Raw genomic sequence first — 24,176 nt, 5'->3', positions numbered from 1 at the left:
CGATGTCCCAAGTCTTCTCCGAAGAGACCCACCGCAATCTGCTCTCCAGAATCCCGCAATGCACCGGTCGTGATATCCCCGACTGGCTCCGCACCGTCGAGGACGGCCCCGCTCTCCGTTTCGAGGAGAAGGTCAGCTGGCTGCGGGGTGAACACGACCTCGCCTACGGACACGCCAAGGCGATCGTCCACGAGTACGACCTGCGCAGAGCGGCCCGCAAGCTGCTCTAGCGGCCTCCTGTCCCCGTCCCCGTGACACAGGAAAGAGCGTGGAACGGAAACGGCCCGCAGGCTCCGTGACGGAGCCTGCGGGCCGTTCGGGCAAGCCGGCGGGTGAGCCGGCTCCACGACTAGTCGTCGCCGCTGAGGATGGAGAGCAGGCGCAGCATCTCCAGGTAGATCCACACCAGGGTCATGGTGAGGCCGAAGGCCGCCAGCCAGGACTCCTCGCGCGGGGCGCCGTAAGCGATGCCGTCCTCGACCTGCTTGAAGTCCAGGGCCAGGAAGCACGCGCCGAGGATGATGCCGACGACACCGAAGAGGATGCCGAGGCCACCGCTGCGGAAGCCCAGGCCGTCACCGCCACCGAACGCGGCGAACAGCAGGTTGACCACCATCAGGAGCATGAAGCCCATGGCGGCGGCCATCACGAAGCCGTAGAACCGGCGGGTGACCCGGATCCAGCGCATCTTGTACGCGAACAGCACACCGGCGAAGACACACATGGTGCCGATCACCGCCTGCATCACGACACCGGGCGAGATGTAGGTGCTGACCGCGCTGGAGATGACCCCGAGGAAGACGCCCTCGAAGGCCGCGTACGCGATGATCAGCGCCGGAACGGGCTTGCGCTTGAAGGACTGGACGAGCGACAGCACGAAGGCGATCAGCGCGGCGCCGATCGCGATGCCGTACGACTTGTTGAGGTTGGCCTCGTCCACCGGCAGCAGCGCCCAGGCGAGCGCGGCACCGAGCACGACCGTACCCAGCGTCAGCGCCGTACGGGTGACGACATCGTCGATCGTCATCACACCGGAGCGCGCCGGCGCCTGCGGGGCGCCGTACTGGCTGTCCGGCTGGGCGTAGGGGTTGGTGGCGTACGGGTTGGCACCCGCTACGGGGGCCCCGGCCTGCGGTGCCGCGTTGACGTTCGCGTAACCGTTGTCGCGGCTGAAGCCCCGTCGCGAGAAGACCGGGTTGCTGCTCCTCATCTCACTCCTCCATGGCCACCCAGCGTGGCCTTCCCACAAGAGTAATGGCTAGGCAAAGCAATCTCCCTAGTGCCAGGGGAGGATCTTTCCGTCCGGTGCCGGGCCCCTGATCAGGCCGTGCACTGCCCGGCCAGGAGATCGCCGGCCTCGGTGCGCCGGTAGACGACGCGCCTGCCGACCCTCGTACCCGCGATCAGGTCCGCATCACGCAGGACGGCCAGGTGCCCCCCGACGGTGCCGAGGGACTGGCCGAGCCGGCCGGCGAGCTCCGTGCTGGTGGCGGGGCGCGCCAGCTCGTGGAGCACGGCGGCGCGGCCGGTGCCGATCAGCCGTTCCAGGGCGCGCGCGGGCTCCCGCCGCCCGGGGTCGACCGCAGCGGCACCACGGGCCGGGTAGACCAGGGCGTACCGGTCGGGCGGCTCCTCGGACAGCCAGGTGCCGCTCGTCACACAGACCGGCACGAACAGCATGCCGTCCTCACCGACGACGCGGTCCGGGCCGGGCTGATGGCTGAAGCGGATCGCGTCGGTGCCGACCCAGGCGCTGCGGCGGTTCATCTGCTGCAGGGCGCGGGGCCAGCCGTAGGCGGCCAGCAGCCCCGCCCGATAGCTGACGTCCCGTTCCAGCAGCGCCCGGCGGCGCGGCCAGTCCGCGACGACATGCGTATGCCACGTGTACCGGAACAGGTCGGCCGTCCGGGCGCCCCACCCGTGTCCGGTCAGCCACCGCAGATCGTGGCGCTGCCAACTGTGCGCCACGGCCGCCTCCAGATCGGCGCTTACGGCCTCGTCGCGGGCGGCCACGACCGGCGCCAGCTCGTCGGCGAATGCTGTGCGCATCCCGCCGGACGGCGGGAGGGTGATGTAGCCGGGCAGGTACTTGGTCGAGCCGATCAGCTCGACCAGCCCCTTGGCGAACGGGTCGGCGTCGAGAACGGCACGGAAGGCGTCGTGGTGGCGGGTGTACCAGGGCAGCAGCCACGGGTCGGAGCACGGCTTGGTCAGCACGCTCATCGAGCCCAGCGTCTCGGCCAGCGGCGACAGTGCGAACCTGGACCGCGACAGCGCCAACGAGCTCAGCCGCAGCAGTACCACGCTTCGCCTCCGGGCCCTTCGCTCCTGAACTTTCGCCTCGTGCCGAAACGTTAGCGCGCGCCATCGGGGTCTCAGCAGAATCCACCGGTGCCTCTACTTCTTCCTCTTCCTGCTCTCCCCGCCCTCCCCGCTCTCTTCAAGCAACCGCGCTTCCGCGCGTTCTACGCCGGACGGCTGGTGTCGCTGCTCGGCAGTTCGATGGCACCGGTCGCGCTGGCGTTCGCGGTCCTGGACGCCTCCGGCAGCGCTCATGACCTCGGTGTGGTCCTGGCCGCCCACATGCTGCCGCTGCTGGCACTGCTCCTGCTGGGCGGGGCCGTGGCCGACCGCTCCGCACGCCGGACCGTGCTGGTGGCCTCCCACCTGGGCGCCGCGCTCACCCAGGGCGCGGTCGCGGCGCTCCTGCTGACCGGCCACTACTCGCTGCCTGCCGTGGCCGTACTGGAGTTCCTCAACGGCGCACTCGCCGCGTTCACCACCCCGGCGCTGCGCGGGGTCGTACCGCAACTCGTCGACAAGGCCCGGCTCCAGCAGGCGAACTCGCTGCTGGGAACGGCACGCAACGCCACGAAGATCCTCGGGCCGAGCCTGTCGGGCGTGCTCGTGGCGGCGGCCGGCAGCGGTCCCGCCATCGCCTTCGACGCGTGCACCTATCTGCTCGCGGCGGTCTTCCTCGCGCGGCTCACGTTCCCGCACGACACGTACGCGGCACGGCCGTGCACGCACGCCAGGTCCGCGCCCCGCGGACCACCGTCCTGACCGACATCCGCGACGGGTGGACAGAGTTCCGTGCAATCCGCTGGGTGTGGGCCGGCGCGCTGTCCTTCTGCCTGATGAATCTGGCCCAGACCGGCACCTGGCAGATCCTGGGGCCCCAGCTCACCCGGCAGCTCGACGGCGAAGCGACGTGGGGATTCGTACTCAGCGCCCGCGGCCTCGGTCTGCTGGTGTCGAGCCTGCTGATGTACCGGCTGGTGGTCCGGCACCTGCTGCGCCTCGGACAGCTGACCAGTGCACTCGCCGCGCTCCCCCTGCTCGCGCTCGGTGCGCGTCTGCCCGCCCCGTGGCTGCTCGCCGCCGCGTTCGTCGCCGGGCTCGGCTCCGCCGTCACCGCCGTCGCCTGGGACACCTCACTGCAGGAACACGTCCCGCCGCACGTCCTCTCGCGCGTCGCCTCCTACGACGACCTGCTGTCGTACGTCGCGATCCCGATCGGCCAGCTGTCCGTAGGCCCGCTGTCCCAGACGTACGGCGCCTTCCACCTCACCGCGGCCGCCGGTGTCGCCTCCGCTGTCGCAGCCCTCCTCCCCCTGACCTCCCGAGCCGTACGCCGGCTACCCCATGCCGGCCCCCGTCACCGGGAGTCCACGGCACCCGCCCCCGGCCCGTCCCCCGCAACCTGACCCTGCTCCGCCCACCTCGACGCGCTCCCGGAACCGCCCGAAGCGTCCAGAGCCGCCCGCTCCACCCGGTCCCGATGACTCCCCCACCACGCCGCGTCGCCGGGCGCCATGTTGTCGCTGCCCTTCCGCAGCCCGGTGGTCCCGTCGATCAGTTCCCGGACCAGGTCGGCGTGCCCGGCATGCCGCTGGGTCTCGGCGACCATGTGGACAAGGACCCGGTGGAGCGTCAGCTCCTGGCGCCCTTCCCCTGGCATCCGGCCGACGGCATCGAGCTCCAACGACTCGATCGTGGCGTCCGAGTGCGCCCACACCCGGCGGTACTGCGCGACGATCTGCTCACGCGCCTCGTCGGCGGTGGCCCACAGATCCGCATTCGGCTCGGCGTCACCGGCGATCCAGAGCACCGGCGCCTCCACGGGCCGGCCGAAGACCTCGCCGAAGTAGAACGCCTCGGCGCCGGTCACGTGCTTGACCAGCCCCAACAGATTTGTGCCGGTGGGGGTCATGGGGCGACGGACGTCGTACTCGGACGCGCCTTCGAGTTTCCACAGGAACGTGTCGCGCGCGTCCTGCAGATACAGCTGCAGATCCTTCTTGTGCCCTGTTTCGATCATGGGACCAATCTCGCAGTCACGCGGTTAGCGGCCCACCTGTTTTCACCCGTCGGGCTGCAACTCCCTTCGCTCCTGCGGCCGGCGGCCCCGAGTGGCGCGAACGTCTGCGACCGCCTGGTTCATCCCCCTTCAACGCGACGAGGTTGAACGACTCGCAAAGGCCGAGGTCCTGCCGCACTGATCAGAAGTGAAGGTTATGTGCCCACAGGCGTGACACGATTCAGCCGAATCCGTGGCCCGCCGGCAACTCGCCGCGGGACACGGCCCATCACGATCCAGGGAGCACTTCGTGGCCAACACTTCTGGCCGTAGGCACAGACGAACAGCCGCTCGCGCCGCAGCCGCGGCCCTCACCGTCGCCCTTGTCGCCACCGGCACCTCCGCCGTGGCCGCAGACTCCGCGCGGCCGCCGGCCGGCACGGCAGCCGACAAGCCATCGGCGGCGGCTTCCTCCACCGCCGCACCCGGGGCCGTTCCCCCGTCGTACCCCCTGTACGGCATAACCGAAGACGCGTACCTGTACTCCTACGAGAAGAGGCACGGGGGCAGGCTCGCCTATCGCGTGTTCGAGGGATATACCGTGACCGTCAGTGCCATCACCCAGGTCGACCTCACGGCCGACGGAGAGCGTGACGGCTTCTGGCTCCGCGTGGGCGACAAGATGCGGTTCCAGATTGCCGACACGCAGGTGTCGAAGGAGATCGGCTACGGCTGGGACATCTACGACCTGATCGTCTCCGTGGGCAACCTCGGTGGAGCCGACGCAAGCGACCTGCTCGCCCGCGACTCCAAGGGCGACCTCTATCTCTACCTCGGCCACGAGAACGGCACGGTCACCAAGCGCATCAAGGTCGGCTACGGCTGGGACACCTACACTGAGCTCGCCGGCAACGGCGACCTGAACGGCGACGGCAGGAACGACATCGTCGCCCGCGACAAGGCCGGGGTCCTGTGGCTCTACACGGGCACGGGCAACCAGAACGCGCCGTACGACAAGCGCACCAGGATCGGCAGCGGCTGGAACCAGTACAACCGGCTCGTCTCCATCGGTGACATGGACAACGACCACCGGACCGACCTTCTCGCCCGCGACAAGGCCGGCGCGCTGTGGATGTACGCAGGCACCGGCGACGCCGCCTCCCCGTACAAGCCCAAGGTGAAGATCGGCACGTACGGCTGGAACCAGTACAAGTGGCTCTTCTGAGCAACAACTCGGCGCCTCTGTCAGGGAGATGAGAGAGCACCGCGCCCTGCCGCCGGGGCGCGGGCAAGGCCTCCCGACCGTCCCTCTCAACGCCCGCGGCACGCAGGTGACGCGAGGGCCCGGGCTGGTTCCGGCCGCACTTCACGTGCAGGGGCGGGGGCGTGGCTGATACGGAGGAGCGGGAACCGGCCACCCGGCGGAGGGTCGGCGCGTTCACGCTCTTTCGTCGTCGGGTGGCCGGGCGCGCGGTGGTCACTCGCGGAGGCGCGTCGGTCGCCGGAATCCTGGAGCCCGTCACGGGGCGTGCTGCGCCGCCCCGTTGCCGAACGACCAGTCGATCGACTCGTTCTCCGTGAGGGTGACGAGCATGTTCCGCGGCTCGGTGCCCGCGTACTCGTGACCGAGCTCGGCGATCCGGCGGTACAGCGCCTTCTTCTCCTTGGCCGCCCACGCCCGGCTCCCCGAGGGGATAGCCGGGCATCCCGTCAGGAGAACAAATTCTCCGGGAAGTCCGTCAGGAACATCACCAGCACGAGCCCCATCAGGGCCAGGCCCACGGCCCCCTCGGCCAGGACCCCGCGCGAGCTGCCTGCCAGTGTGGCGGTCCGCTTCGGGTCGGCGGGGTCGTAGCGCACCGTGACCCGTGCGCCCTCGATGAAGCGCTTGTTGCCGCCGTCCTGGAACTCGACCCACTCCCCGTTCTGCGCGCTGAACGCGAAGACGTGCCAGGTCCGCCGGTCGTTCGAGGAGCCGGTCGCCGTGTCGCGCTCGTACACGCGGATGCAGCGCGCCGGCGCGGAGACGCCGGAGCGTGCTCCGCGCAGTTGCTGGACGGTCCGTGCGAGGACCTGAGTGCCACCAGGGCGACCACACCGATGAGTACGAGCGAGGTGTTCATGGGTTCCTTGATTACCTCTCACCGTTGCGCAGCCGGTCGGCGAGGAAGCCCACCGCGCAGCCGACCACCAGAACCACCAGCTGGACCAGGAAGGTGATGACCGTGAGGTCGCTCCCCTGGGAGAAGAAGATCACCAACTGCAGGGCCACGGCGGGCGCGAACGCGGCGAGGAGGTGCCGTACGCGCGAATCGCGCGACGGCGAGCGGTGCAGGGCCGCCGCGGCCCAGGTGCCGAGCGCGATGCAGAGCGCGGACGGCAGGTGCAGGAACAGGATGGTCCGGGCCGGCGAGGCCACGTTCGACGGGTCGTCGCCCGCTATCCAGTCCCAGACGACCACGGCGACGCCCAGCTCCGCGATCAGCGTCACCAGGATGCCCGCGGCCCAGGGCAGCATCAGGTCGAGCAGCCGGGCCTGTCGTGCGCGGGGGCGGGGCGTACCCGCGGCGTGCGTCATATCGGGACATTCGACTGCCTCTTCGTCGTCGGCCGGCGCTCGGGCACTACTTCACCTTGATGCTGTCGACGATCTTCGTCCGGTCGGCGTCGCTCAGCTTGCCCGCCTGGGCGTCGATGCGCACGGAGTAGATCTTCCCGTCGGAGTCGACGCCCGTGATGACCACGCCGTTGACCTCGGCCCCCTTCGGGGGCGACTGCGGCACGCCCGTGCCGGTGTACGTGAAGTCGATGCGCTTGGCGCCCTTCGCGCCCTCGACGTCCGCGTCCTTGGTGCCCTTCACCTCGGTGGTCGCCATGAGCAGCGCCCTGCCGACCGAGGCCGCGTCGTCCCCGTTCGAGGCGCTGGCGAAGCCGCTCTGGATCGACACCTTCACCGTGGGCCGGTCCCCCTCGCTGCGGAGAGCCGCGGCGTCGTTGAGCTTGCCGCGCTCCGCCTTGCTCTGCTCGGTCAGATCGTCCGGGTAGGAGAGCGACACGGTCGGCCCCGACAACTCCTTCCAGCCGCTGGGCGCGGCCGGTGTGCCGTCCTTGTCGGAGCCGCACGCGGTGAGCGTCAGGCCGGCGGTGAGGACAGCGGTCGTGACGGCGACGGCCTGCACCGTCCGGCGGAGGGAACGGTAGGTCATGATCACGTCTCCTTGTACTGGTCGATCAGTTCGCACAGTAGCTGTACGGGACGAATGAGCGCTGCCCGTTGGTGGGCGCCCCCAGGAACTCGGCCTTCTGCAGGTTCTTCTCGGTCTCGGACGTGGTGTAGGCGCCGTTGATGCCCGCCACCTCCAGGTTGATGTCGAGACCGATCTCCTCGGACGACGAGGACCCGTCGTACTCCTGCTTGCTGACCTGGCCGTGCTGGAACGCGTAGTGGCCGAACGGATCGTCGGTGCCGGGGTCCTCGGTCGGGACCGGCGAACCGGTGAACAGGTAGTTGAACGCGCTGTTCATGCCCTGGCCGGAGAACATCTGGGACTTGATGCGGTCGGACTCCTCCTTGGAGAGGTTCTTGTCGTCCAGCGGGACGGTGGTCGTGACGACCTGGGTGGTCGTGCCGCCGCCCTTCTTGTTGCCGTTGACATCACCCTTCACACCGGCGTTGGCCTCCGCCTTGCCCTCCAGGGTCCGCGTCATCGTGATGCTCTTCACCTTGCCCGTCTTGCTGTCGACGGTGACGGTGATGGCCCCCGCCGCCGAGCCACTGGCCTCGGCACCGGCCTTGGCGGGGCCGGCCTCGCCCTTCGCGTACGCGCCACCGGTGGCCTTGGCCTGGTAGGTGTACGCGTCGGTGTTGTTGATGTGGTTCTGCGTGAGGGTGACTTCCTGGGCCTCGGAGATCTTGACGCCGGCCTCGACGGTGGCACCCGGCTTGGGGCGGGGGTGGTCGTGCCGTCCGGGTTGGTCGTGTCCGGGGCGTTCATCCCGGCGCCGAACTGGAAACCGGCCTGGGCGGCGACCTCGAGGCTGAGCTTCTGGGTGGTGATGTGCTTGTTGCCGAGCTTGTCCTCGATGTTGTTCTTGAGGCGGCTCTCCGTGGCCTTCGGCCCCTTGCCGAACCAACTGGCGACCTCGGTGGCGCCGCCCACGACCGGGCTGAGGTTGGAGAGCTTGTTCAGCCGGTTGAGCTTCTTGTACTCCTGGAGGTCCTTGCGGAACTGGTCGGCTTCCTTCTGGCTGTCGAACACCCAGGTGTCGCCCGTGGTGACCGTGAGACCCGCACCGATCTCCACCTTGTCCTTGCCGACGTCGCCGATCTTGACGCGGGCCTTCGGCTTCTCCGTGCCCTTCACCGAACCGGCATCCGTGAAGGTGAGCGAGACCTGCTCGTCCTTGTCGTCGATCTTGCCGTCCTTGTTGACATCCGTCTTGGCCTTGGACGTCGTCTCCTCGAAGCCGAATTCGCCGCCGAACTCGATGCCGAGGGTCTCGAACGAGACGCCGAACTTGCCGCCCTGGGTACCGGACTTGGTGACCGTGGCACAGGTGATGGGCTCGAACTCGGCGTTGGGATCGCCGCCCGCCTCGCCGCCCTTGCCGCTGTCGCACCCGCCGCTGCCGCCGCCGATCGAGGCGACGAGGCAGTGGATCCGGTGGCTGATCTGCCCACCGAGGCCGGCCACCGCCATACCGCCGATGAGGGCCACCACGACCAGGATCGTGCCGAGGTACTCGAACGCGGTGGCGCCCCGGTCACCCCGCCTGCTGCCGGGTATGGGCTCCCGAGACCTCGTCCGTGACATGGCTTGTCCTCCCGTATGGCCTTAGGGCAGGGAGGCTACGAGAGGGGCCCCTGTTACGGCACGGGCCCTGGGGCCCAATCCAGGTCCCAATTCGGAGACGCCACCGGCCGGCAGGGCCGGACGCAAACGGGCGGGGCGGGGCGAGTCCGACAACGAGAACGGTCCGCCGGCCGGAGCCGATGGACCGTCACAAAGATGCTCGGCAGAGCTGGACGCTCACATGCGAGGTTGCTGCTGGCTGCTGCGCGCCGCCATGGCCAGTGCCAGGCCATCAGCTGGAGCAGGGCGCTCTTGTTGGGCACGTGGCAGTACATGCTGCCCGCCTGCGTGTCGAGCCGCGTCGCCACCTGCGGCAAACTGCCGAGGCCGCGTCTACTGTCATCATCGGGGGATTCAAACTGCGCTGGAAGGGGGTGGTGGCGATGGGCGGACTGCTGTTCAACGTGACCACGGCAGCACTGATGATGTTGATGATCAACGGCGGACTGGCCCTGGTCGGCCGGGGCACCCTGCGGGGGCGCGGCATCCCGTGGGCGGCGGTGGCCTTGACCGCGGTCGCCCTCGCCGGGGTCATCACCCAGCTCTGCTGGTCCGGCGCGATGGACGCCCTCGACAGCGACCCCGCCAGATCCGGCTGGTGGCGGATCCTCACCGCGACCTTCATGCAGAACGGCGGTCTCCTCGGCGGCGCCTGGAACATCGCCACTCTGGCCGTCATCGCCGCGCTGGCCGACTGGTTCTGGGGCGCACCCCTGACGCTGGGCCTGTTCCTCGCCGGCATCCTGCTGCCCGGGCGGATCGACGCCCTGTTCGGCGAGAGCGGCCACAGCACCGACCCCCGCAACTTCGCCGGAAGTTCCGGGGCCACGTACTTCCTCGCCGCGACCCTGTCCGCAGCCCTTCTCCTGCGCAGGCTGCGCGCTGCCCGGGACCCCGAGAACGTGAAGCAGACCCTGCTCGCGGCCGCCGTGCCCGCGCTCGGCCTGGTGGTCTGGTTCGCCCAGTCCAACGGCCACGGCCTCGTCTCCGTCTACGGCTTCGCCCTCGGCGCCGCGGTGTGCGCCCTGACCCGCCGCACCGCGGACGGCCCCGCCCCGGCCGCAGACGCGGCAACAGGCGGACAGGTCCCGCCCGGGACGGTCTGAGGGCTGTCCCGCAGGAACTCGTGCGCACCCCTGCGACCGGACCCTGAGTGATCGTCCCCGAAGGCCGCGACCATGCCGGTGCGGGGCTCGGACGTGGGGCGTTCATGCCGCCCGACGCCGTACGGTCCCTGCTCGTCCCCTGCGCGCGATGGTGCCCGGAGCCGGACTTGAACCGGCACGCCCCCGAGGGGCAGCGAGGTTTAAGCTCGCCGTGTCTGCATTCCACCATCCGGGCTTGGCGCGCGGCTCCGCGTTGGCACATGACCCTATCCGTGGGCGCCCGTCGATCAGCCGAGCAGTGGCTCGATGTTGTCTTATTTTATTGATCGTTTGAGGGATCGTCAGCACGCCCAAGAGGGATAGTCACATGCCTGGGCGGGTCGTGGGCGCGGCGACAGGTAATCCGAATTGACGGAAATTCGCCGCACCCACACAGCCGATTCGCCAGGGGCACGCCATGGATCGCCAGGGGTACGCCACCCCTGCCGGGTGACGGACGAGCCCAGGACGTCCACCCGGGCGGCCGAGCACGCACCCGGCGCCCCGCTCGCCCCCCGGTCGAGGACCCCGCCACGGGCGCGGGCGAGCCCACCCACAGGTCCACCCGGCTCAGGGTCCATGTCATACCGCAGGAGGACGCCGGCGCCCCTGTGGTGCGACTCAAGAGGGCCCCCGGAACGGGCACCGGGAGTGACGACCGGAGGTGGAACGGCGGAGACGATGGAGCAGTGCCCATCCCCCGGAAGCGGCCCCTGGCGGGCCCCTCGGGGACGGGCACTCCGTTCCCGTACGAAACCGACCCTGGAGTCTCCCGTGACCACCATGTCCACCGCTCGCCGCGCCACCGCGGTGGCAGCCCGCGCCACGGAACTCTCGAAGGTCTACGGAGAGGGCGAGACCAAGGTGACCGCCCTGGACCGGGTCACCGTGGACTTCCCGCAGGGCGAGTTCACCGCGATCATGGGCCCGTCGGGTTCCGGCAAGTCCACGCTGATGCACTGCGTGGCCGGTCTGGACAGCTTCAGCAGCGGATCGGTGCGGATCGGTGAGACGGAGCTGGGGTCCCTCAAGGACAAGCAGCTCACCCAGTTGCGCCGGGACAAGATCGGTTTCATCTTCCAGGCGTTCAACCTGCTGCCGACGCTGTCGGCGCTGGAGAACATCACGCTGCCGATGGACATCGCCGGCCGCAAGCCGGACCAGGACTGGCTGCGCAAGGTCATCGACATGGTCGGCCTCGCCGACCGCCTGAAGCACCGGCCCACCGAGCTCTCCGGCGGCCAGCAGCAGCGCGTCGCCGTGGCCCGCGCCCTGGCCTCGCAGCCGGAGATCATCTTCGGTGACGAGCCGACCGGCAACCTCGACTCCCGGTCCGGCGCCGAGGTCCTCGGCTTCCTGCGCAACTCGGTGCGCGAGCTGGGCCAGACCGTGGTGATGGTGACCCACGACCCGGCCGCCGCCTCCTACGCGGACCGGGTGATCTTCCTCGCGGACGGGGCGATCGTGGACCAGATGATGCACCCCACCGCGGACGGGGTGCTGGACCGGATGAAGGCGTTCGACGCCAAGGGCCGCACCAGCTAGCCCGGCCCCTCCCCGGGCCCGTCGTCGCACCGCCTCGTGCCGCGCGACGCCTGACCCATGCCCCCGTCCGGAACCCCTCCCCATCCCCAGGACTGACAGACATGTTCCGTACCGCCCTGCGCAATGTGCTCTCGCACAAGGCCAGGCTGCTGATGACCGTCCTCGCCGTGATGCTCGGCGTGGCCTTCGTCTCCGGCACCCTGGTCTTCACCGACACCCTCGGAAACGCCTTCCGCAGCCAGTCGGCGAAGAACTACGACGACGTCGCCGTCGCGGTCACCACCTACGCCGACCAGCGCGATGCGAAGACGCCCGGCATCGACGCCGCCACCCTGAAGAAGATCCAGGGCCTGGACGGCGTGGAGAGCGCCACCGGACGGGTCTCCGGCTTCGCCGGGGTAGCCGACCCCGACGGCAAGCTGATCGGCAACGGCTGGTCCAACACCGGCGCCAACTTCGCCCCCGGCAAGGGCGGCAAGGACGCGCAGTACTCCTTCACCGACGGCTCGGGGCCGGCCGGGGCGGGCAGCATCGCCCTGGACAAGGACACCGCGGAGAAGGGCGAGTACAAGGTCGGGGACCACGTCCGGGTCGCCACGAACGGGCCGGTGAAGGAGTACACCCTCGCCGGCGTCTTCACCACCGAGGACGGCGCGGTCAACGCCGGCGGCAGCCTGGTCCTCTTCGACACCGCGGTGGCCCAGAAGCTCTTCCTCAGGCCGGGCGAGTTCCAGGACGCCTCCGTCACCGCCGCGTCCGGCGCCACCGACCAGCAACTGCTGACCGCGGTGAAGCCGCTGCTGCCCAAGGACGCCGTCGCCAAGACCGGCAAGGTACGCGCCGACGAGCAGGCCGAGCAGACCGAGTCCGAGCTGAGCAGCATCAACAGGGTGCTGCTCGCCTTCGCGGGCATCGCGCTCTTCGTCGGCATCTTCCTGATCGCCAACACCTTCACCATGCTGGTCGCCCAGCGCACCAAGGAGCTGGCGCTGCTGCGCGCCGTCGGTGCCTCGCGCCGCCAGGTCAAGCGCTCGGTGCTGCTCGAAGCAGCCGTGGTCGGCCTGATCGCGTCCGTCATCGGCTTCGCCCTGGGCCTCGGTCTCGCCACCGGGCTGCGCTCCGCGATGAGCCTGTTCGGCGGCAAGATCCCGGCCGGCCCGCTGGTGGTCGCCCCGACCACCGTCCTCACCGCCTTCGCCGTCGGTGTCGTGATCACCGTGCTGGCCGCCTGGCTGCCCGCCCGGCGGGCCGCGAAGATCCCGCCGGTCGCGGCGATGAACAGCATGCACGCGGTGGCCACCGTGAAGTCCCTGGTCCTGCGCAACTCGATCGGCGCGGTCATCACCCTGCTCGGCGCGGCGGCGATCATGGCCGGTGCGGCGAAGTCCGGTACGAGTGCGCAGCTCGCCATCGCGGCAGGTGCCTTCCTGGCGCTGATCGGCATCATCATCCTCATCCCGCTGCTGTCCCGGCCGGTGATCGCCCTCGTCCGCCCGCTGCTGCAGCGGCTGTTCGGGGTCTCCGGAAAGCTCGCCGCGCAGAACGCGGTCCGTAACCCGCGGCGCACCGGTGCCACCGCCTCCGCGCTGGCGATCGGGCTCACCCTCGTCACCGGCATCTCGGTGCTCGGCGTCACCCTCGGCCAGGCGGTCGACCGGATGACGACGGACAACGTCAAGGCCGACTACATGGTGTCGATGGCGAGCGGGGACTCGCTCGACGAGTCGGCGCTCACCGCCCTGGAGAAGGCCGACGGCGTCACCGCCGTCTCGCCCCAGCAGTCCGTCTGGCTGGACATCGGCAAGACCTCGCTCTCGGCGTCCGGCGTCACCCCCGGCGACGTGCAGAGGGTCCTCGCCGTCGACACCGTCGCGGGCTCGATGGACTCCCTCGGCAAGGGCGAGATCGCCGTCTCGGAGAAGACCGCGAAGTCGCACGGCTGGCACGCCGGGGACAGCGTCCCGGTCACCTACGAGGACGACAAGAAGGAGAGCCTGAAGGTCGGCGCGCTCTACAAGGACAACGAGTTCCTGTCGCCCGTCCTGATCCCCCGCGACAAGGTGGCCCCGCACGAGGGCCGCGCGGACATCCGCGAGATCTGGGTGAAGACGGACGGCGGCGCGAGCGCGGCCAACGAGCAGTCCCTGGTGAACGCGCTGGGCGACAACCCGGGCATGAGCGTCATGGACCGCCAGGACATCCGGGACATGTTCGGCGGCTCCATCAACCTCGTCATGAACATCATGTACGGCCTGCTGGCGATGGCCCTGATCATCGCGGTGCTCGGGGTCGTCAACACCCTGGCGATGTCGGTCTTCGAGCGGCAGCAGGAGATCGGCATGCTGCGGGCGATCGGCCTGGACCGGCGCAAGGTCAAGCGCATGATCCGGCTGGAGGCCGTGGTCATCTCGCTGTTCGGCGCGGTGGTCGGCATCGCGCTCGGCCTGTTCCTCGGCTGGGCGATCGGCCAGGCCGCGTCGTCCCAGATCCCGCAGTACGCCCTGGTCGTGCCGTGGGGCCGGATCGCGCTCTTCCTGCTGCTGGCCGGACTGGTGGGGGTGCTGGCCGCGATGTGGCCGGCCCGCAGCGCCGCCAGGCTCAACATGCTGACGGCCATCAAGACCGAGTAGTGCCGGACGGCCTACGGCAGAGGGCCGGTACCCGCCGTGGCGGGTACCGGCCCTCTGCCGCGTCCGGGTCCGGCTCAGCCGGTCGCGGACGCCTTCCAGTCGCGGGCGCGCAGCGGCATGCGGGCGTTGCCGCCCGCCACCGGACGCACCACCAGGATCTGGTTGACGCCGATCTTGTTGTGTTCGAAGGAGAGCGCGGAGGCCGCCATGTAGAGCCGCCAGACCCTGGCTCGGCCGGGCGAGGTCATCTTCACCGCGCGGCTCCAGTCCCTCTCCAGGTTGGCGACCCAGCGGCGCAGGGTCAGTGCGTAGTGCTCGCGGAGCGACTCGACGTCGCGGGCCTCGAAGCCGGCTTCTTCGAGGGTCGCGACGGTCCGGCCCACCGGGGCCAGTTCGCCGTCCGGGAAGACGTAGGCGTCGATGAACGCGTCCACGTGGTACGCGGACTCGTCCCTCTCCGGGCGGCGGGCGATCTGGTGGTTGAGGAGGCGCCCGCCGGGCTTGAGGAGTGCGTAGAGGTCGTCGGCGTACTCGCGGTAGCGGACCGAGCCGACGTGTTCCGCCATCCCGATCGAGGAGATGGCGTCGTACGGGCCGTCCCTGACGTCCCGGTAGTCCTGGACCCGGATCTCGATCCGGTCGGTCAGCCCCTCTTCGGCGATGCGCTTGCGGGCGAAGGCGGCCTGTTCGGTGGAGAGGGTCACGCCGGTGACCCGGGCGCCGTACTCACGGGCGGCGTGGACGGCCATGGAGCCCCAGCCGCAACCGACGTCCAGGAGGCGGTCGCCCTCCTTCAGGGCGAGCTTGCGGCAGACCAGGTCGAGCTTGTCGCGCTGGGCGTCCTCGAGGTTCCCGCCGTCCTCCCAGTAGGCGCAGGAGTAGACCATGGACGGGCCGAGGACCAGTTCGTAGAAGTCATTGCCCACGTCGTAGTGGTGGCTGATGGCCTCCTTGTCGCGGCGTCTGGTGTGCAGGGTGCCGGTGCGGCGGCGTACCTCCTCCGGGGCGGAGGTGGCGGCGGCCAGGGGCCGGCCAGTTGCAGCAGCCCCTTGGCGGCGGCGCGCAGCTTCGGGTCGCGGACCGGGTGGACGCTGTCCTTCGCCTCCGCGCCGCGGTCCCAGATCAGCCCGGCGATCAGGTCCAGGGCCTCGTACAGGTCGCCTTCGATGTCGATCTCCCCGGCCACCCAGGCGCGGGCCAGGCCCAGTTCGCCCGGCTTCCACAGCAGCCGGCGCAGGGCGCGACGGTTCCTGATGACGAGGACGGGGGCACCGGGCGGCCCGGATTCGCTGCCGTCCCAGGCCCGGATGCGGACCGGTAGGGGTTCTCCCAGCAACTCCTGGGCGAGAGCGGTCAGCCGCGACGCGGCGTCTGCCATGGCGCACACCTCCGTGATGGTGTTTCCCGACGTGCCCAGACATGCCCACACATGTCTCGGACCACGCCCCGGCACCCTTGGCGCCGCGGCGAGGTACACCCCCTCAACAGTTTCCGGCGGCCGGGCCATCCCGCTACTGCGCAATGGATCGGCAAAATACCTGTACGGCACATGCATCCGCCGGGCCGCTGGCCCCCGCACCCCCGCACCGCACACCACCCCACCCCGCGCCGATACGCCGAAGGGGCCGCCCGCACCACGGATGGCGGACGGCCCCTTCGGGCGTTGTGCGACGGACAGTGCGGATACGGGGCATCCGCGGGCGGACCAGGAGGTGTTTGCCTCCGGCCCGGGGGAGGACTAGGAGGCCTTGGCCTTCTCGCCCACCGGCTTGGCGGCGGCCGGCGCGGGGGCGGGCTTGGCGGCCTCGTAGAACTCCTCGCGCGGCGTCTCCATGGCGCCGAGCGAGACGACCTCGCGCTTGAGGAACATCGCAAGGGTCCAGTCGGCGAAGATCCGGATCTTGCGGTTCCAGGTCGGCATCGCCATGCCGTGGTAGCCACGGTGCATGTACCAGGCGAGACGGCCCTTGAGCTTGATCTTCACCTTGCCCATGACGATCATCGCGACGCCCTTGTGCAGGCCCAGACCGGCGACCGCACCCTTGTTGGCGTGGCTGTAGTCGGCCTGCGGGAAGCCGCGCATCCCGGAGATGACGTTGTCACCGAGGACCCTGGCCTGACGCAGCGCGTGCTGGGCGTTCGGCGGGCACCAGGCGTTCGGGTTGCCGGCCTTGCGGCCGATCAGGTCCGGAACCTGGGCGTTGTCGCCCGCGGCCCAGATGTAGTCGGTGCCCTGCACCTGGAGCTTCTCGGAGGTGTCCACGTGACCGCGCGGGCCGAGCGGCAGACCGAAGCGGGCCAGCGCCGGGTTCGGCTTCACGCCGGCCGTCCACACGATGGTGTTGGAGTCGACCTCGAGGCCGTTCTTCAGCACCACGTGACCGTCGACGCAGGAGTCCATGGAGGTCGAGAGGAAGACCTCGACGCCACGGGACTCCAGGTGCTCCCGGCCCCAGGTGCCCAGCTTCGGGCCGACCTCGGGAAGGATCTTGTCGGCGGCGTCGACGAGCACGAAGCGCATGTCCTCGCGCTTCACGTTCGTGTAGTACTTCGCCGCGTCGCGGGCCATGTCCTCGACCTCGCCGATGGTCTCCGCACCGGCGAACCCGCCGCCCACGAAGACGAAGGTGAGCGCCCGGCGGCGGACATCCTCATCGGTGGTCGAGTCAGCCTTGTCCAGCTGCTCCAGAACGTGGTTGCGCAGACCGATGGCCTCCTCGATGCCCTTCATACCGATGCCCTGTTCGGCCAGGCCGGGGATCGGGAAGGTACGGGAGACCGCGCCCATCGCGATGACCAGGTAGTCGAAGGGCAGCTCGTAGGCCTCGCCGACGAGCGGCGCAACCGTGGCGACCTTGCGGTCCTGGTCGATGGTCGTGACTCGGCCGGTGAGAACCTCAGCCTTGGGCAGCACGCGTCGCAGCGGGACGACGACATGCCGAGGCGAGATGCTGCCGGCAGCAGCTTCGGGGAGGAAGGGCTGGTACGTCATGTACGACCGGGGGTCGACGACCGTGACGGTCGCCTCTCCGTAGCGCATCTTCTTCAGAATGCGCCGAGCTGCGTACAGGCCTACGTACCCACCGCCTACTACGAGGATCCTGGGACGCTCCGTGGTGCTCATGCCATCGAGTATCCACCCCCCTCGGGGGGCATGCTCGTGAGCCCCTTCACAAGGTATGGCCCACCCTCTGCTACACTTCGCCGCCCACGTGACCCAGCTCATGGCCCCGGAGGGGAACCACGACACCGTGGCGAACGTTGTTCACCGCTTGTGAGCTGGCCCTTGAGCCGCCGGGCGGGGTGGACCACCCCCGCGGTTCACACTCCCGCAACACCCCTGGAACCGGCCCGTTCGCGTCGCGAGTGACCCCGCACACCCTCCCGGAGGCCCGTACGGAGCAGAAGTCTGCCCCAAGGGACCGAATTCCTTGTGAAGAAGTTCACGAACTTCGTCGCGACGTGTCTCGGGAGGGGTCCCCCGGGTGGCCCTCAGCGGCTCAAAGGTGCAGGCAGGAATGCGTATGAGCGCCGTTCCCGGCCCGCCGCGCACCCCGCCCCCGGCGCCCCTCACGGAGCCCCGGGGAGGGCATTCTGCGGCTCCGGCCCGCCAAGGGCCTTACCCCGCGCCCTCAGGCGATGGACCAGCCGATGCCGTCGAGGATGTCGTGCTCGCTGACGACCACCTCGCGGGCCCCGGTGCGCTCCATGACGGCCAGCAGGATCAGTGCCCCGGAGCCGATCACGTCGACCCGTCCCGGATGCATCGCACCCATCGCCGCGCGCTCCGCGTGGGTCGAGGCGAGGAGCCGCCCGGTGATCTCCCGGACCTGCTCCAGCGAGATCCGGGAGTGGTGGATCGCCTCGGAGTCGTACTCCTCCAGACCCAGCGCGATCGCCGCCATGGTGGTGACCGTGCCGGCGAGCCCCACGAGCGTGCCCGCCCCGGTGAGCGGGACGCTCTCGCCGGCCAGGTCCAGGGCCGCCTCGGCATCCGCGCGGATCGCCTCGACGGCGGCAGCTGCGGGCGGGTCCGCGACCACGCCGTCCCGCACGAGGTGGCGCTCGGTCATCCGGACACAGCCGATGTCCACGGACCGCGCGGCCCGCACCCGGTCGTCACCGACGACGAACTCGGTGGAGCCGCCGCCGATGTCCACCACGAGGTACGGCTTCGCCAGGTCGTCGCGCCCGGTCAGCTCCTTGGTGGCTCCGTCGAACGAGAACTCGGCCTCCTGGTCGCCGCTGATCACCTCGGGCTCCACACCCAGGATGTCCAGCACACCGCGGACGAAGTCGTCCCTGTTCTCCGCGTCCCGGGAAGCGGAGGTGGCGACGAAGCGGACCTTCTCCGCACCGTGCTCCTTGATCACCGCCGCGTACTGGCGGCAGGCCGCGAAGGTCCGCTCCAGCGCCTCGGGGGCGAGCCGGCCGGTCCGGTCGACGTCCTGCCCGAGCCGGACGATCTCCATCCGCCGGTCGAGCTCGACGAACTCTCCGGTGCCGGGGTCGGCATCCGCGACCAGCAGGCGGATCGAGTTGGTACCGCAGTCGATGGCGGCCACGCGCGTCATGTCTTCAAGCCTCTCCGACGTTCGAGGACCGGGGGTTCGGGGCCGAAGCCCCTCCGGCGATTGAGGAGCGGGGGTCCGTGAGCGGAGCCCCCTCCAAGCCCCTCCGGCGATTGAGGAGCGGGGGTCCGGGGGCGGAGCCCCGGGGGATGGGTCAGCCCTCGTCCGAGCCCGGCCCGCCGCAGGGCGAAACGCACGGCCCCTTGCGCCACCATTCCGGCAGCATCGCGATCGCCTCGTCCCCCAGCGGGTTCACCCCCGGCCCCGCGGCCAGCGAGTGCCCCACGAGCACGTGCAGGCACTTCACCCGGTCCGGCATGCCCCCCGCACTCGGGAAGCCCTCCAGCACCTCGATGGCGTCCCGCCGCGCGATGTAGTCCTCGTGCGCGACCCGGTACGCCGCGGCCAGCTCCGGATCCGTACCGAGGCGCTCGGTCATCTCCCGCATGACCCCGTTCGCCTCCAATGTGCCGATCGCGGACGCCGCACGCGGGCACGTCAGGTAGAACGTCGTCGGGAACGGCGTACCGTCCTCCAGCCGGGGCTGCGTCTCGACCACATCCGGGTTTCCGCACGGACAGCGGTGCGCGATGGCACGCAGCCCGCGCGGCGGCCGCCCCAGCTGCTGCTGGAACGCGGCGATGTCCGCGTCGGTGGGCGCGGTGGACTCGGTCTGGGGAGGGGGCGTTTCCATGCCTGCCTAGGTTCTGATCGGGCTGCTCGAACTGCGGTTCTGCAGAGGTGAAAGGAATACGGGTCAGCCGCGGTCGGCGCTGTCGACGCCGTCCCACAGGTTGGAGTGCCACGGCCGGCCGGACTCCTCCGGCTTTCCGTTGCGCTCCTTGACCGCGTCGGGGTCGACCACCGTGTAGCCGGTCTCCCCGGGAAGAAGGTAGTGCAGGTGCTCGCGGGCCAGCCGCTTGATGTACGCGTCGTCCTGGAGGCGCGCCTTCTCGTCGCGCAGTTCCTCGGTACGCGCCTCGGCCTCCTGCGCGAGCCGCTCCTGGTCGGCGATCTCGTCGCGCTGCGACACGTACTGCCGCATCGGGTACGCGAGCGCGACCACCAGGGAGCAGACGATGAGGGCCAGGAAGGCCGCCCGGCCGGTGAGGCGGGAGCGGCGGGCCTGGCGGCGGTTCTGGGAGCGGTACACGCGGGCTGCGGTCTGCTCACCGAGCAGCCTCAGCCGGGTCGCGGTGGAGAACCGGTCCCGGTCCTTCGCGGCCATGTCTCCGCCTCCCCATTACGCACGTCCGTCCCCGCACACGGTACGGGACCGAGTGCGGGGACGGACGGAGGCCGGGGCACTTGCCCCGGTCGGGCTTGTCAGCGCCTGCTGTACGTGTCAGCCCTTGAAGCGCGGGAACGCCGAGCGGCCCGCGTACACCGCGGCGTCGTCGAGGATCTCCTCGATGCGCAGCAGCTGGTTGTACTTGGCGACGCGGTCCGAGCGGGCCGGGGCGCCGGTCTTGATCTGACCGCAGTTCACGGCGACCGCGAGGTCGGCGATGGTGACGTCCTCGGTCTCGCCGGAGCGGTGGGACATCATGCACTTGAAGCCGTTGCGCTGAGCCAGCTCGACGGCGTCCAGGGTCTCGGTCAGCGAACCGATCTGGTTGACCTTGACGAGCAGGGCGTTGGCGGAGCCCTCCTCGATGCCGCGGGCCAGGCGCTCCGGGTTGGTGACGAAGAGGTCGTCGCCGACGATCTGCACCTTGGCGCCGATCTTGTCGGTGATGACCTTCCAGCCGGCCCAGTCGTCCTCGTACAGCGGGTCCTCGATGGAGACCAGCGGGTACGCGGAGACGAGCTCCTCGTAGTACTCGGTCATCTCGGCGGCCGAGCGGGACTTGCCCTCGAACTCGTACTTGCCGTCCTTGTAGAACTCCGAGGCGGCGACGTCGAGCGCGAGCGCGATGTCCTTGCCCGGGGCGTAGCCGGCTTCCTTGATGGCCTCGACGATGAGGTCGAGCGCGGCGCGGTTCGACTCCAGGTTCGGCGCGAAGCCGCCCTCGTCGCCGAGACCGGTGGACAGGCCCTTGGTCTTGAGGACCTTCTTCAGCGTGTGATAGACCTCGGCGCCCCAGCGCAGGGCCTCGGAGAAGGACTCCGCGCCGATCGGGGCGATCATGAACTCCTGGATGTCCACGTTGGAGTCGGCGTGCGACCCACCGTTGAGGATGTTCATCATCGGGACGGGCAGCAGGTGCGCGTTCGGGCCACCGAGGTAGCGGAACAGCGGCAGGTCCGAGGCCTCGGACGCGGCGTGGGCGACGGCGAGCGAGACACCGAGGATGGCGTTCGCGCCGAGCGAGCCCTTGTTCTCGGTGGCGTCCAGGTCGAACATCGCCTGGTCGATCAGCCGCTGCTCGGTCGCGTCGTAGCCGACGAGCTCCGGGCCGATCTGCTCGATGACGGCGAGGACGGCCTTCTCGACACCCTTGCCGTGGTAGCGGTTGGGGTCACCGTCGCGAAGCTCAATGGCCTCGAACGCACCGGTGGAGGCTCCGGACGGGACGGCAGCACGGCCCGTGCTGCCGTCGTCGAGGCCAACCTCGACCTCGACCGTGGGGTTGCCCCGGGAGTCGAGGATTTCCCTGGCTACGACGACGTCGATGGACGGCACGAGGCGATCTCCTTCTGGGATATGACGCTGGTGGTGCAGGGTCACTTTGGCCTTGCGACAAGAGCCTAACCGGCTCGGCCGTCCGAGACGGCCGCACGCCCGTCCCCTGGGACGAAAAAGGACCCGAGGGCAGGCATAGCAGGGCAAACGACCAGAAATTTACTGACCGGTAACCACAACAGTTGAACGATCAAGGCGCAATGCGGGAAGCCCCGGCCCGGCCGCACGGGGGGGGAAGGTGCGGGCCGGACCGGGGCGGTCGGCGAGGAGAGGCCGAACTACTTCACCAGGTGGAGCTGCTGCCCCGGGAAGATCACGTCGGCGTGCTTGACGATGTCCTTGTTCAGCGCGAACAGGTGCTTCCAGCCGCCCTTGACCTTGTGGTCGGCGGCGATCTTGCTCAGGGAGTCGCCGGTGACGACCTTGTACTCGCCGTCACCCTTCTTGACCTTCTCCCCGGTGGGGGTGGTCACGGTCTTCTTCGACGGCGCCGCCGAACGCTCCGAGCGGTTGGTCGCGGGGGCCTCGGTGCGCTCGGCCTTCTTCGGCTCGGCCTTCTTGGGCGCGGCCTCGGCCTTGCCGGCGGAGGAGCCGGTGTCGACGCCCGGGTCGACACCGTCGTTGCTCAGGTTGCCGGCGCCGGCGCAGGACCAGGCACCCGGACCCTGCATGTCGAGGAGCTTCTCGGCCACGGCGATCTGCTGGGACTTGCTGGCCAGGTCGGCGCGGGCCGCGTACTGGGTACCGCCGGCGGCGGCCCAGCTGGACTGCGAGAACTGCAGACCGCCGTAGTAGCCGTTGCCGGTGTTGATGGACCAGTTGCCACCGGACTCGCACTGGGCGACGGCGTCCCACGTGGACACCGAGGCCGCGGACGCGCCGGTCGCACCCATCAGGGGCACGGCGATGGCGGCACCGGTGACACCGGCGAGCGTGGCGATACGGACGGCCTTGGACGGGCGACGGTGCTTGTTGCCCTTGCTGTTGAGCAGCATCGAGACTTCTCCTCACCGACGCCTGCGAGGTGAGCTGTCGGGTTCGGGCCTAGTGAGTTGCCCGGTCATGCGCGCTGGCGCACGACTTCACCCCAAGCCGGTCCTGATGCGTCTTGCGACGATCGGCCCGGCACTTACCTGGGTCCCCCGCTCCTGCCTACGGCGCTTTACGCGTCTGTTCCCTTCGACCGACGGCAGGATTCGGCGTGACGGTCGACGGGGCCCGCGGTGCGAGCGGTTCCGACCGTAAACACATGAACCCCCCACATCAAAGAAGGACATACCGGATAAACAGCCCTTACTTGCATCCGAAGAACGTCTGTTTGCGCAGGTCGCAGCGGATGCGCGGGGACCTCTCGGACAAGACACGCCAGTTCACGCAAAGAGACCCATGTCTCACTTAGTCAAAAGTGGGACATAGGCCTCTTAACTACCCCAGTTTCGGGGTGTTTTCAGCTGTTGATCAGACTGGATCCAGGGCCCTTCTCAGCCGGCCTTCACTCCGAGGTCGAGGCTCTGGCCAGGCAGGATGAGATCCGGATCGGAGCCGACCTCGGACTTGTTGGCCTCGTACAGCCCCGTCCAGCCGCCAGGCAGCTTCTGTGCGTCCGCGATCGCCCAGAGGTTGTCGCCGGGACGGACGGTGTACGTGCCGTCCGCTGCGGGCGCGCCCTTGCCCCGCCCGTCACCTTCGCCGCGCGAGGCGTGCCGCCCCGAATCCCGGTCACTGCCGGCCCCCTCGGGGACGGGGTACCGCGGTGCTTGCCGCCCGCCCGGCCGGACGCGTCAGTGGCGCCCGAGGGGTCGGTCGCGCCGGACGAGCCGGAGCGCGAGGGCCTGGCGGACGAGTCGGCGGCCGGGGACGCCGAGTCGTCCGGCGCACCGCCCTTGCCCGCCGCGTCGTCCGAGGCGTCGTCCGAAGGCGTGTCCGTCGCCTCCGGGGACGCGTCGCCGGACTCCGCGTCGTCCGAGGGGTCCGCACTGTCCGACGGGTCCGCACTGTCCGACGGGTCGGCGGACGGAGTGCTGCCCGGGTCGACACCCGGCAGGGTCCCGTCCACGGCGAGGCCGGAGATGACGGCGCAGCTGGGCCACGCCTTCGGCCCCTGGTCGTCCAGGACCTTCTCCGCCACGGCGATCTGCTGGGAGCGGCTGGCGAGGTCCGCGCGCGGGGCGTACGAGTCGCCGCCGTACGACTTCCAGACCTCCTGCGAGAACTGCAGGCCACCGTAGTAACCGTTACCGAGGTCGGCGCTCCACATGCCGCCGCTCTCGCACTCGGCAACCCGGTCCCAGGTCGAGGCGTCTGCCGCGTGTGCACCGGCCGCGCCGAGCAGCGGGATGGCGATGGCCGAGCCGGTCACGCCTGCGGCGACGATGATCGCGGGTGCCTGCCGAGGGCGACGGTGTCTGCCGTTCGCGGAGCCCATGGGAATGCCTTCCGTGTGACGGACGAGTGACGGGTGAGTCGAACGGTGAACCTAGCGGGACTCGAACGTGTGTCACAAGTC

At 69.9% G+C, this 24,176-nt stretch carries 21 protein-coding genes, 1 tRNA gene, 3 pseudogenes and 1 riboswitch; of the genes and pseudogenes, 7 read left to right on the top strand and 18 right to left on the bottom strand.

Going from position 1 to position 24,176, the window contains the following annotated elements; translation table 11 throughout:
• The first annotated feature begins 2 nt into the window (after positions 1 to 2).
• Positions 3 to 230 carry a DUF4287 domain-containing protein gene (locus tag LNW71_RS19360; protein WP_250969383.1) on the top strand — a complete coding sequence of 76 codons (228 nt, stop codon included), beginning with the start codon at positions 3 to 5 and terminating at the stop codon, positions 228 to 230.
• 119 nt (positions 231 to 349) lie between these two features.
• Here the strand turns inward: LNW71_RS19360 and LNW71_RS19355 are convergent, their stop codons facing one another.
• The gene (locus tag LNW71_RS19355; RefSeq protein WP_250969382.1) at positions 350 to 1,210 is read right to left on the bottom strand and encodes a Bax inhibitor-1/YccA family protein; all 861 of its coding nucleotides are present in this window, start codon (positions 1,208 to 1,210) and stop codon (positions 350 to 352) included.
• Between the two features lie 110 nt (positions 1,211 to 1,320).
• Entirely contained in the window at positions 1,321 to 2,304 is a 984-nt protein-coding gene (locus LNW71_RS19350; RefSeq protein ID WP_250969381.1) for a winged helix-turn-helix domain-containing protein, read from the bottom strand.
• An 87-nt stretch (positions 2,305 to 2,391) separates the two neighbouring features.
• On the opposite strand from LNW71_RS19350, the gene LNW71_RS19345 reads away from it, so the two are divergent.
• Both LNW71_RS19345 and LNW71_RS19340 read left to right on the top strand, forming a co-directional pair.
• Positions 2,392 to 3,063, top strand: a complete 672-nt coding sequence (locus tag LNW71_RS19345) for an MFS transporter (RefSeq protein ID WP_250969380.1) — start codon at positions 2,392 to 2,394, stop codon at positions 3,061 to 3,063.
• Positions 3,021 to 3,707, top strand: coding sequence for an MFS transporter (locus LNW71_RS19340; RefSeq protein WP_250969379.1), 687 nt, complete (start codon positions 3,021 to 3,023; stop codon positions 3,705 to 3,707). Before LNW71_RS19345 ends, LNW71_RS19340 begins: the two co-directional genes overlap by 43 nt.
• Here the strand turns inward: LNW71_RS19340 and LNW71_RS19335 are convergent.
• Entirely contained in the window at positions 3,659 to 4,321 is a 663-nt protein-coding gene (locus LNW71_RS19335) for a DinB family protein (RefSeq protein ID WP_250969378.1), read from the bottom strand. The genes LNW71_RS19340 and LNW71_RS19335 overlap by 49 nt on opposite strands.
• A 289-nt stretch (positions 4,322 to 4,610) precedes the next feature.
• On the opposite strand from LNW71_RS19335, the gene LNW71_RS19330 reads away from it, so the two are divergent.
• The gene (locus LNW71_RS19330; protein ID WP_250969377.1) at positions 4,611 to 5,525 is read left to right on the top strand and encodes a VCBS repeat-containing protein; all 915 of its coding nucleotides are present in this window, start codon (positions 4,611 to 4,613) and stop codon (positions 5,523 to 5,525) included.
• A 294-nt stretch (positions 5,526 to 5,819) separates the two neighbouring features.
• Here the strand turns inward: LNW71_RS19330 and LNW71_RS19325 are convergent.
• The 6 genes and pseudogenes from LNW71_RS19325 to LNW71_RS19300 form a co-directional block, all read right to left on the bottom strand.
• Positions 5,820 to 5,963 (bottom strand): annotated as a pseudogene (locus LNW71_RS19325) (tautomerase family protein); the annotation flags it as partial.
• 47 nt (positions 5,964 to 6,010) lie between these two features.
• A complete protein-coding gene (locus LNW71_RS19320; protein WP_374119429.1) occupies positions 6,011 to 6,445 on the bottom strand; it encodes a DUF3592 domain-containing protein in 435 nt (144 codons plus the stop codon).
• On the bottom strand, positions 6,435 to 6,878 hold the full coding sequence (locus LNW71_RS19315; RefSeq protein ID WP_250969376.1) for a hypothetical protein: 444 nt from the start codon (positions 6,876 to 6,878) through the stop codon (positions 6,435 to 6,437). Before LNW71_RS19315 ends, LNW71_RS19320 begins: the two co-directional genes overlap by 11 nt.
• A gap of 46 nt (positions 6,879 to 6,924) precedes the next feature.
• The gene (locus LNW71_RS19310) at positions 6,925 to 7,506 is read right to left on the bottom strand and encodes a hypothetical protein (RefSeq protein ID WP_250969375.1); all 582 of its coding nucleotides are present in this window, start codon (positions 7,504 to 7,506) and stop codon (positions 6,925 to 6,927) included.
• A gap of 25 nt (positions 7,507 to 7,531) precedes the next feature.
• Positions 7,532 to 8,023: a hypothetical protein gene (locus LNW71_RS19305; protein ID WP_250969374.1), complete on the bottom strand. Its 492-nt coding sequence runs from the start codon at positions 8,021 to 8,023 to the stop codon at positions 7,532 to 7,534.
• Positions 8,020 to 9,114, bottom strand: a complete 1,095-nt coding sequence (locus LNW71_RS19300; protein ID WP_250969373.1) for a hypothetical protein — start codon at positions 9,112 to 9,114, stop codon at positions 8,020 to 8,022. Before LNW71_RS19300 ends, LNW71_RS19305 begins: the two co-directional genes overlap by 4 nt.
• Positions 9,115 to 9,416: 302 nt before the next feature.
• On the opposite strand from LNW71_RS19300, the gene LNW71_RS19295 reads away from it, so the two are divergent.
• Positions 9,417 to 10,259, top strand: coding sequence for a hypothetical protein (locus tag LNW71_RS19295; protein ID WP_250969372.1), 843 nt, complete (start codon positions 9,417 to 9,419; stop codon positions 10,257 to 10,259).
• 149 nt (positions 10,260 to 10,408) lie between these two features.
• On the opposite strand, the gene LNW71_RS19290 is transcribed toward LNW71_RS19295, so the two are convergent.
• Positions 10,409 to 10,494: transfer RNA gene (locus LNW71_RS19290), tRNA-Leu, on the bottom strand.
• Positions 10,495 to 11,072: 578 nt separating this feature from the next.
• Between LNW71_RS19290 and LNW71_RS19285 the strand changes: the two genes are divergently transcribed.
• Positions 11,073 to 11,843, top strand: coding sequence for an ABC transporter ATP-binding protein (locus tag LNW71_RS19285; protein ID WP_250969371.1), 771 nt, complete (start codon positions 11,073 to 11,075; stop codon positions 11,841 to 11,843).
• 101 nt (positions 11,844 to 11,944) lie between these two features.
• Positions 11,945 to 14,473, top strand: a complete 2,529-nt coding sequence (locus tag LNW71_RS19280; RefSeq protein ID WP_250969370.1) for an ABC transporter permease — start codon at positions 11,945 to 11,947, stop codon at positions 14,471 to 14,473.
• Positions 14,474 to 14,547: 74 nt separating this feature from the next.
• Here LNW71_RS19280 and LNW71_RS19275 read toward each other — a convergent pair.
• From LNW71_RS19275 to LNW71_RS36180, 8 genes and pseudogenes are all read right to left on the bottom strand, one after another.
• Positions 14,548 to 15,851, bottom strand: a pseudogene (locus LNW71_RS19275) (class I SAM-dependent methyltransferase).
• Positions 15,852 to 16,211: 360 nt separating this feature from the next.
• On the bottom strand, positions 16,212 to 17,597 hold the full coding sequence (locus LNW71_RS19270; RefSeq protein ID WP_250969369.1) for an NAD(P)/FAD-dependent oxidoreductase: 1,386 nt from the start codon (positions 17,595 to 17,597) through the stop codon (positions 16,212 to 16,214).
• Positions 17,598 to 18,105: 508 nt separating this feature from the next.
• Positions 18,106 to 19,047: a Ppx/GppA phosphatase family protein gene (locus tag LNW71_RS19265; RefSeq protein ID WP_250969368.1), complete on the bottom strand. Its 942-nt coding sequence runs from the start codon at positions 19,045 to 19,047 to the stop codon at positions 18,106 to 18,108.
• A 151-nt stretch (positions 19,048 to 19,198) separates the two neighbouring features.
• Complete coding sequence (locus LNW71_RS19260) at positions 19,199 to 19,738, bottom strand: DUF501 domain-containing protein (RefSeq protein WP_250969367.1); 540 nt, start codon at positions 19,736 to 19,738, stop codon at positions 19,199 to 19,201.
• A 63-nt stretch (positions 19,739 to 19,801) separates the two neighbouring features.
• On the bottom strand, positions 19,802 to 20,272 hold the full coding sequence (locus tag LNW71_RS19255; protein ID WP_250969366.1) for a septum formation initiator family protein: 471 nt from the start codon (positions 20,270 to 20,272) through the stop codon (positions 19,802 to 19,804).
• Positions 20,273 to 20,389: 117 nt separating this feature from the next.
• Positions 20,390 to 21,670, bottom strand: coding sequence for a phosphopyruvate hydratase (eno, locus tag LNW71_RS19250; protein ID WP_073738482.1), 1,281 nt, complete (start codon positions 21,668 to 21,670; stop codon positions 20,390 to 20,392).
• A gap of 278 nt (positions 21,671 to 21,948) precedes the next feature.
• Positions 21,949 to 22,665 carry a transglycosylase family protein gene (locus tag LNW71_RS19245; protein WP_250969365.1) on the bottom strand — a complete coding sequence of 239 codons (717 nt, stop codon included), beginning with the start codon at positions 22,663 to 22,665 and terminating at the stop codon, positions 21,949 to 21,951.
• 4 nt (positions 22,666 to 22,669) lie between these two features.
• A riboswitch (cyclic di-AMP (ydaO/yuaA leader) is annotated at positions 22,670 to 22,840 on the bottom strand.
• A gap of 311 nt (positions 22,841 to 23,151) precedes the next feature.
• A pseudogene (locus LNW71_RS36180) lies at positions 23,152 to 24,095 on the bottom strand (transglycosylase family protein).
• Positions 24,096 to 24,176: the final 81 nt, after the last annotated feature.

The sequence above is a fragment of the Streptomyces sp. RKAG290 genome (assembly GCF_023701695.1).
Classification (GTDB): domain Bacteria; phylum Actinomycetota; class Actinomycetes; order Streptomycetales; family Streptomycetaceae; genus Streptomyces.
The sequence above is the reverse complement of the archived record's forward strand: the minus strand, read 5'-3'. Positions and strand labels throughout refer to the sequence as shown.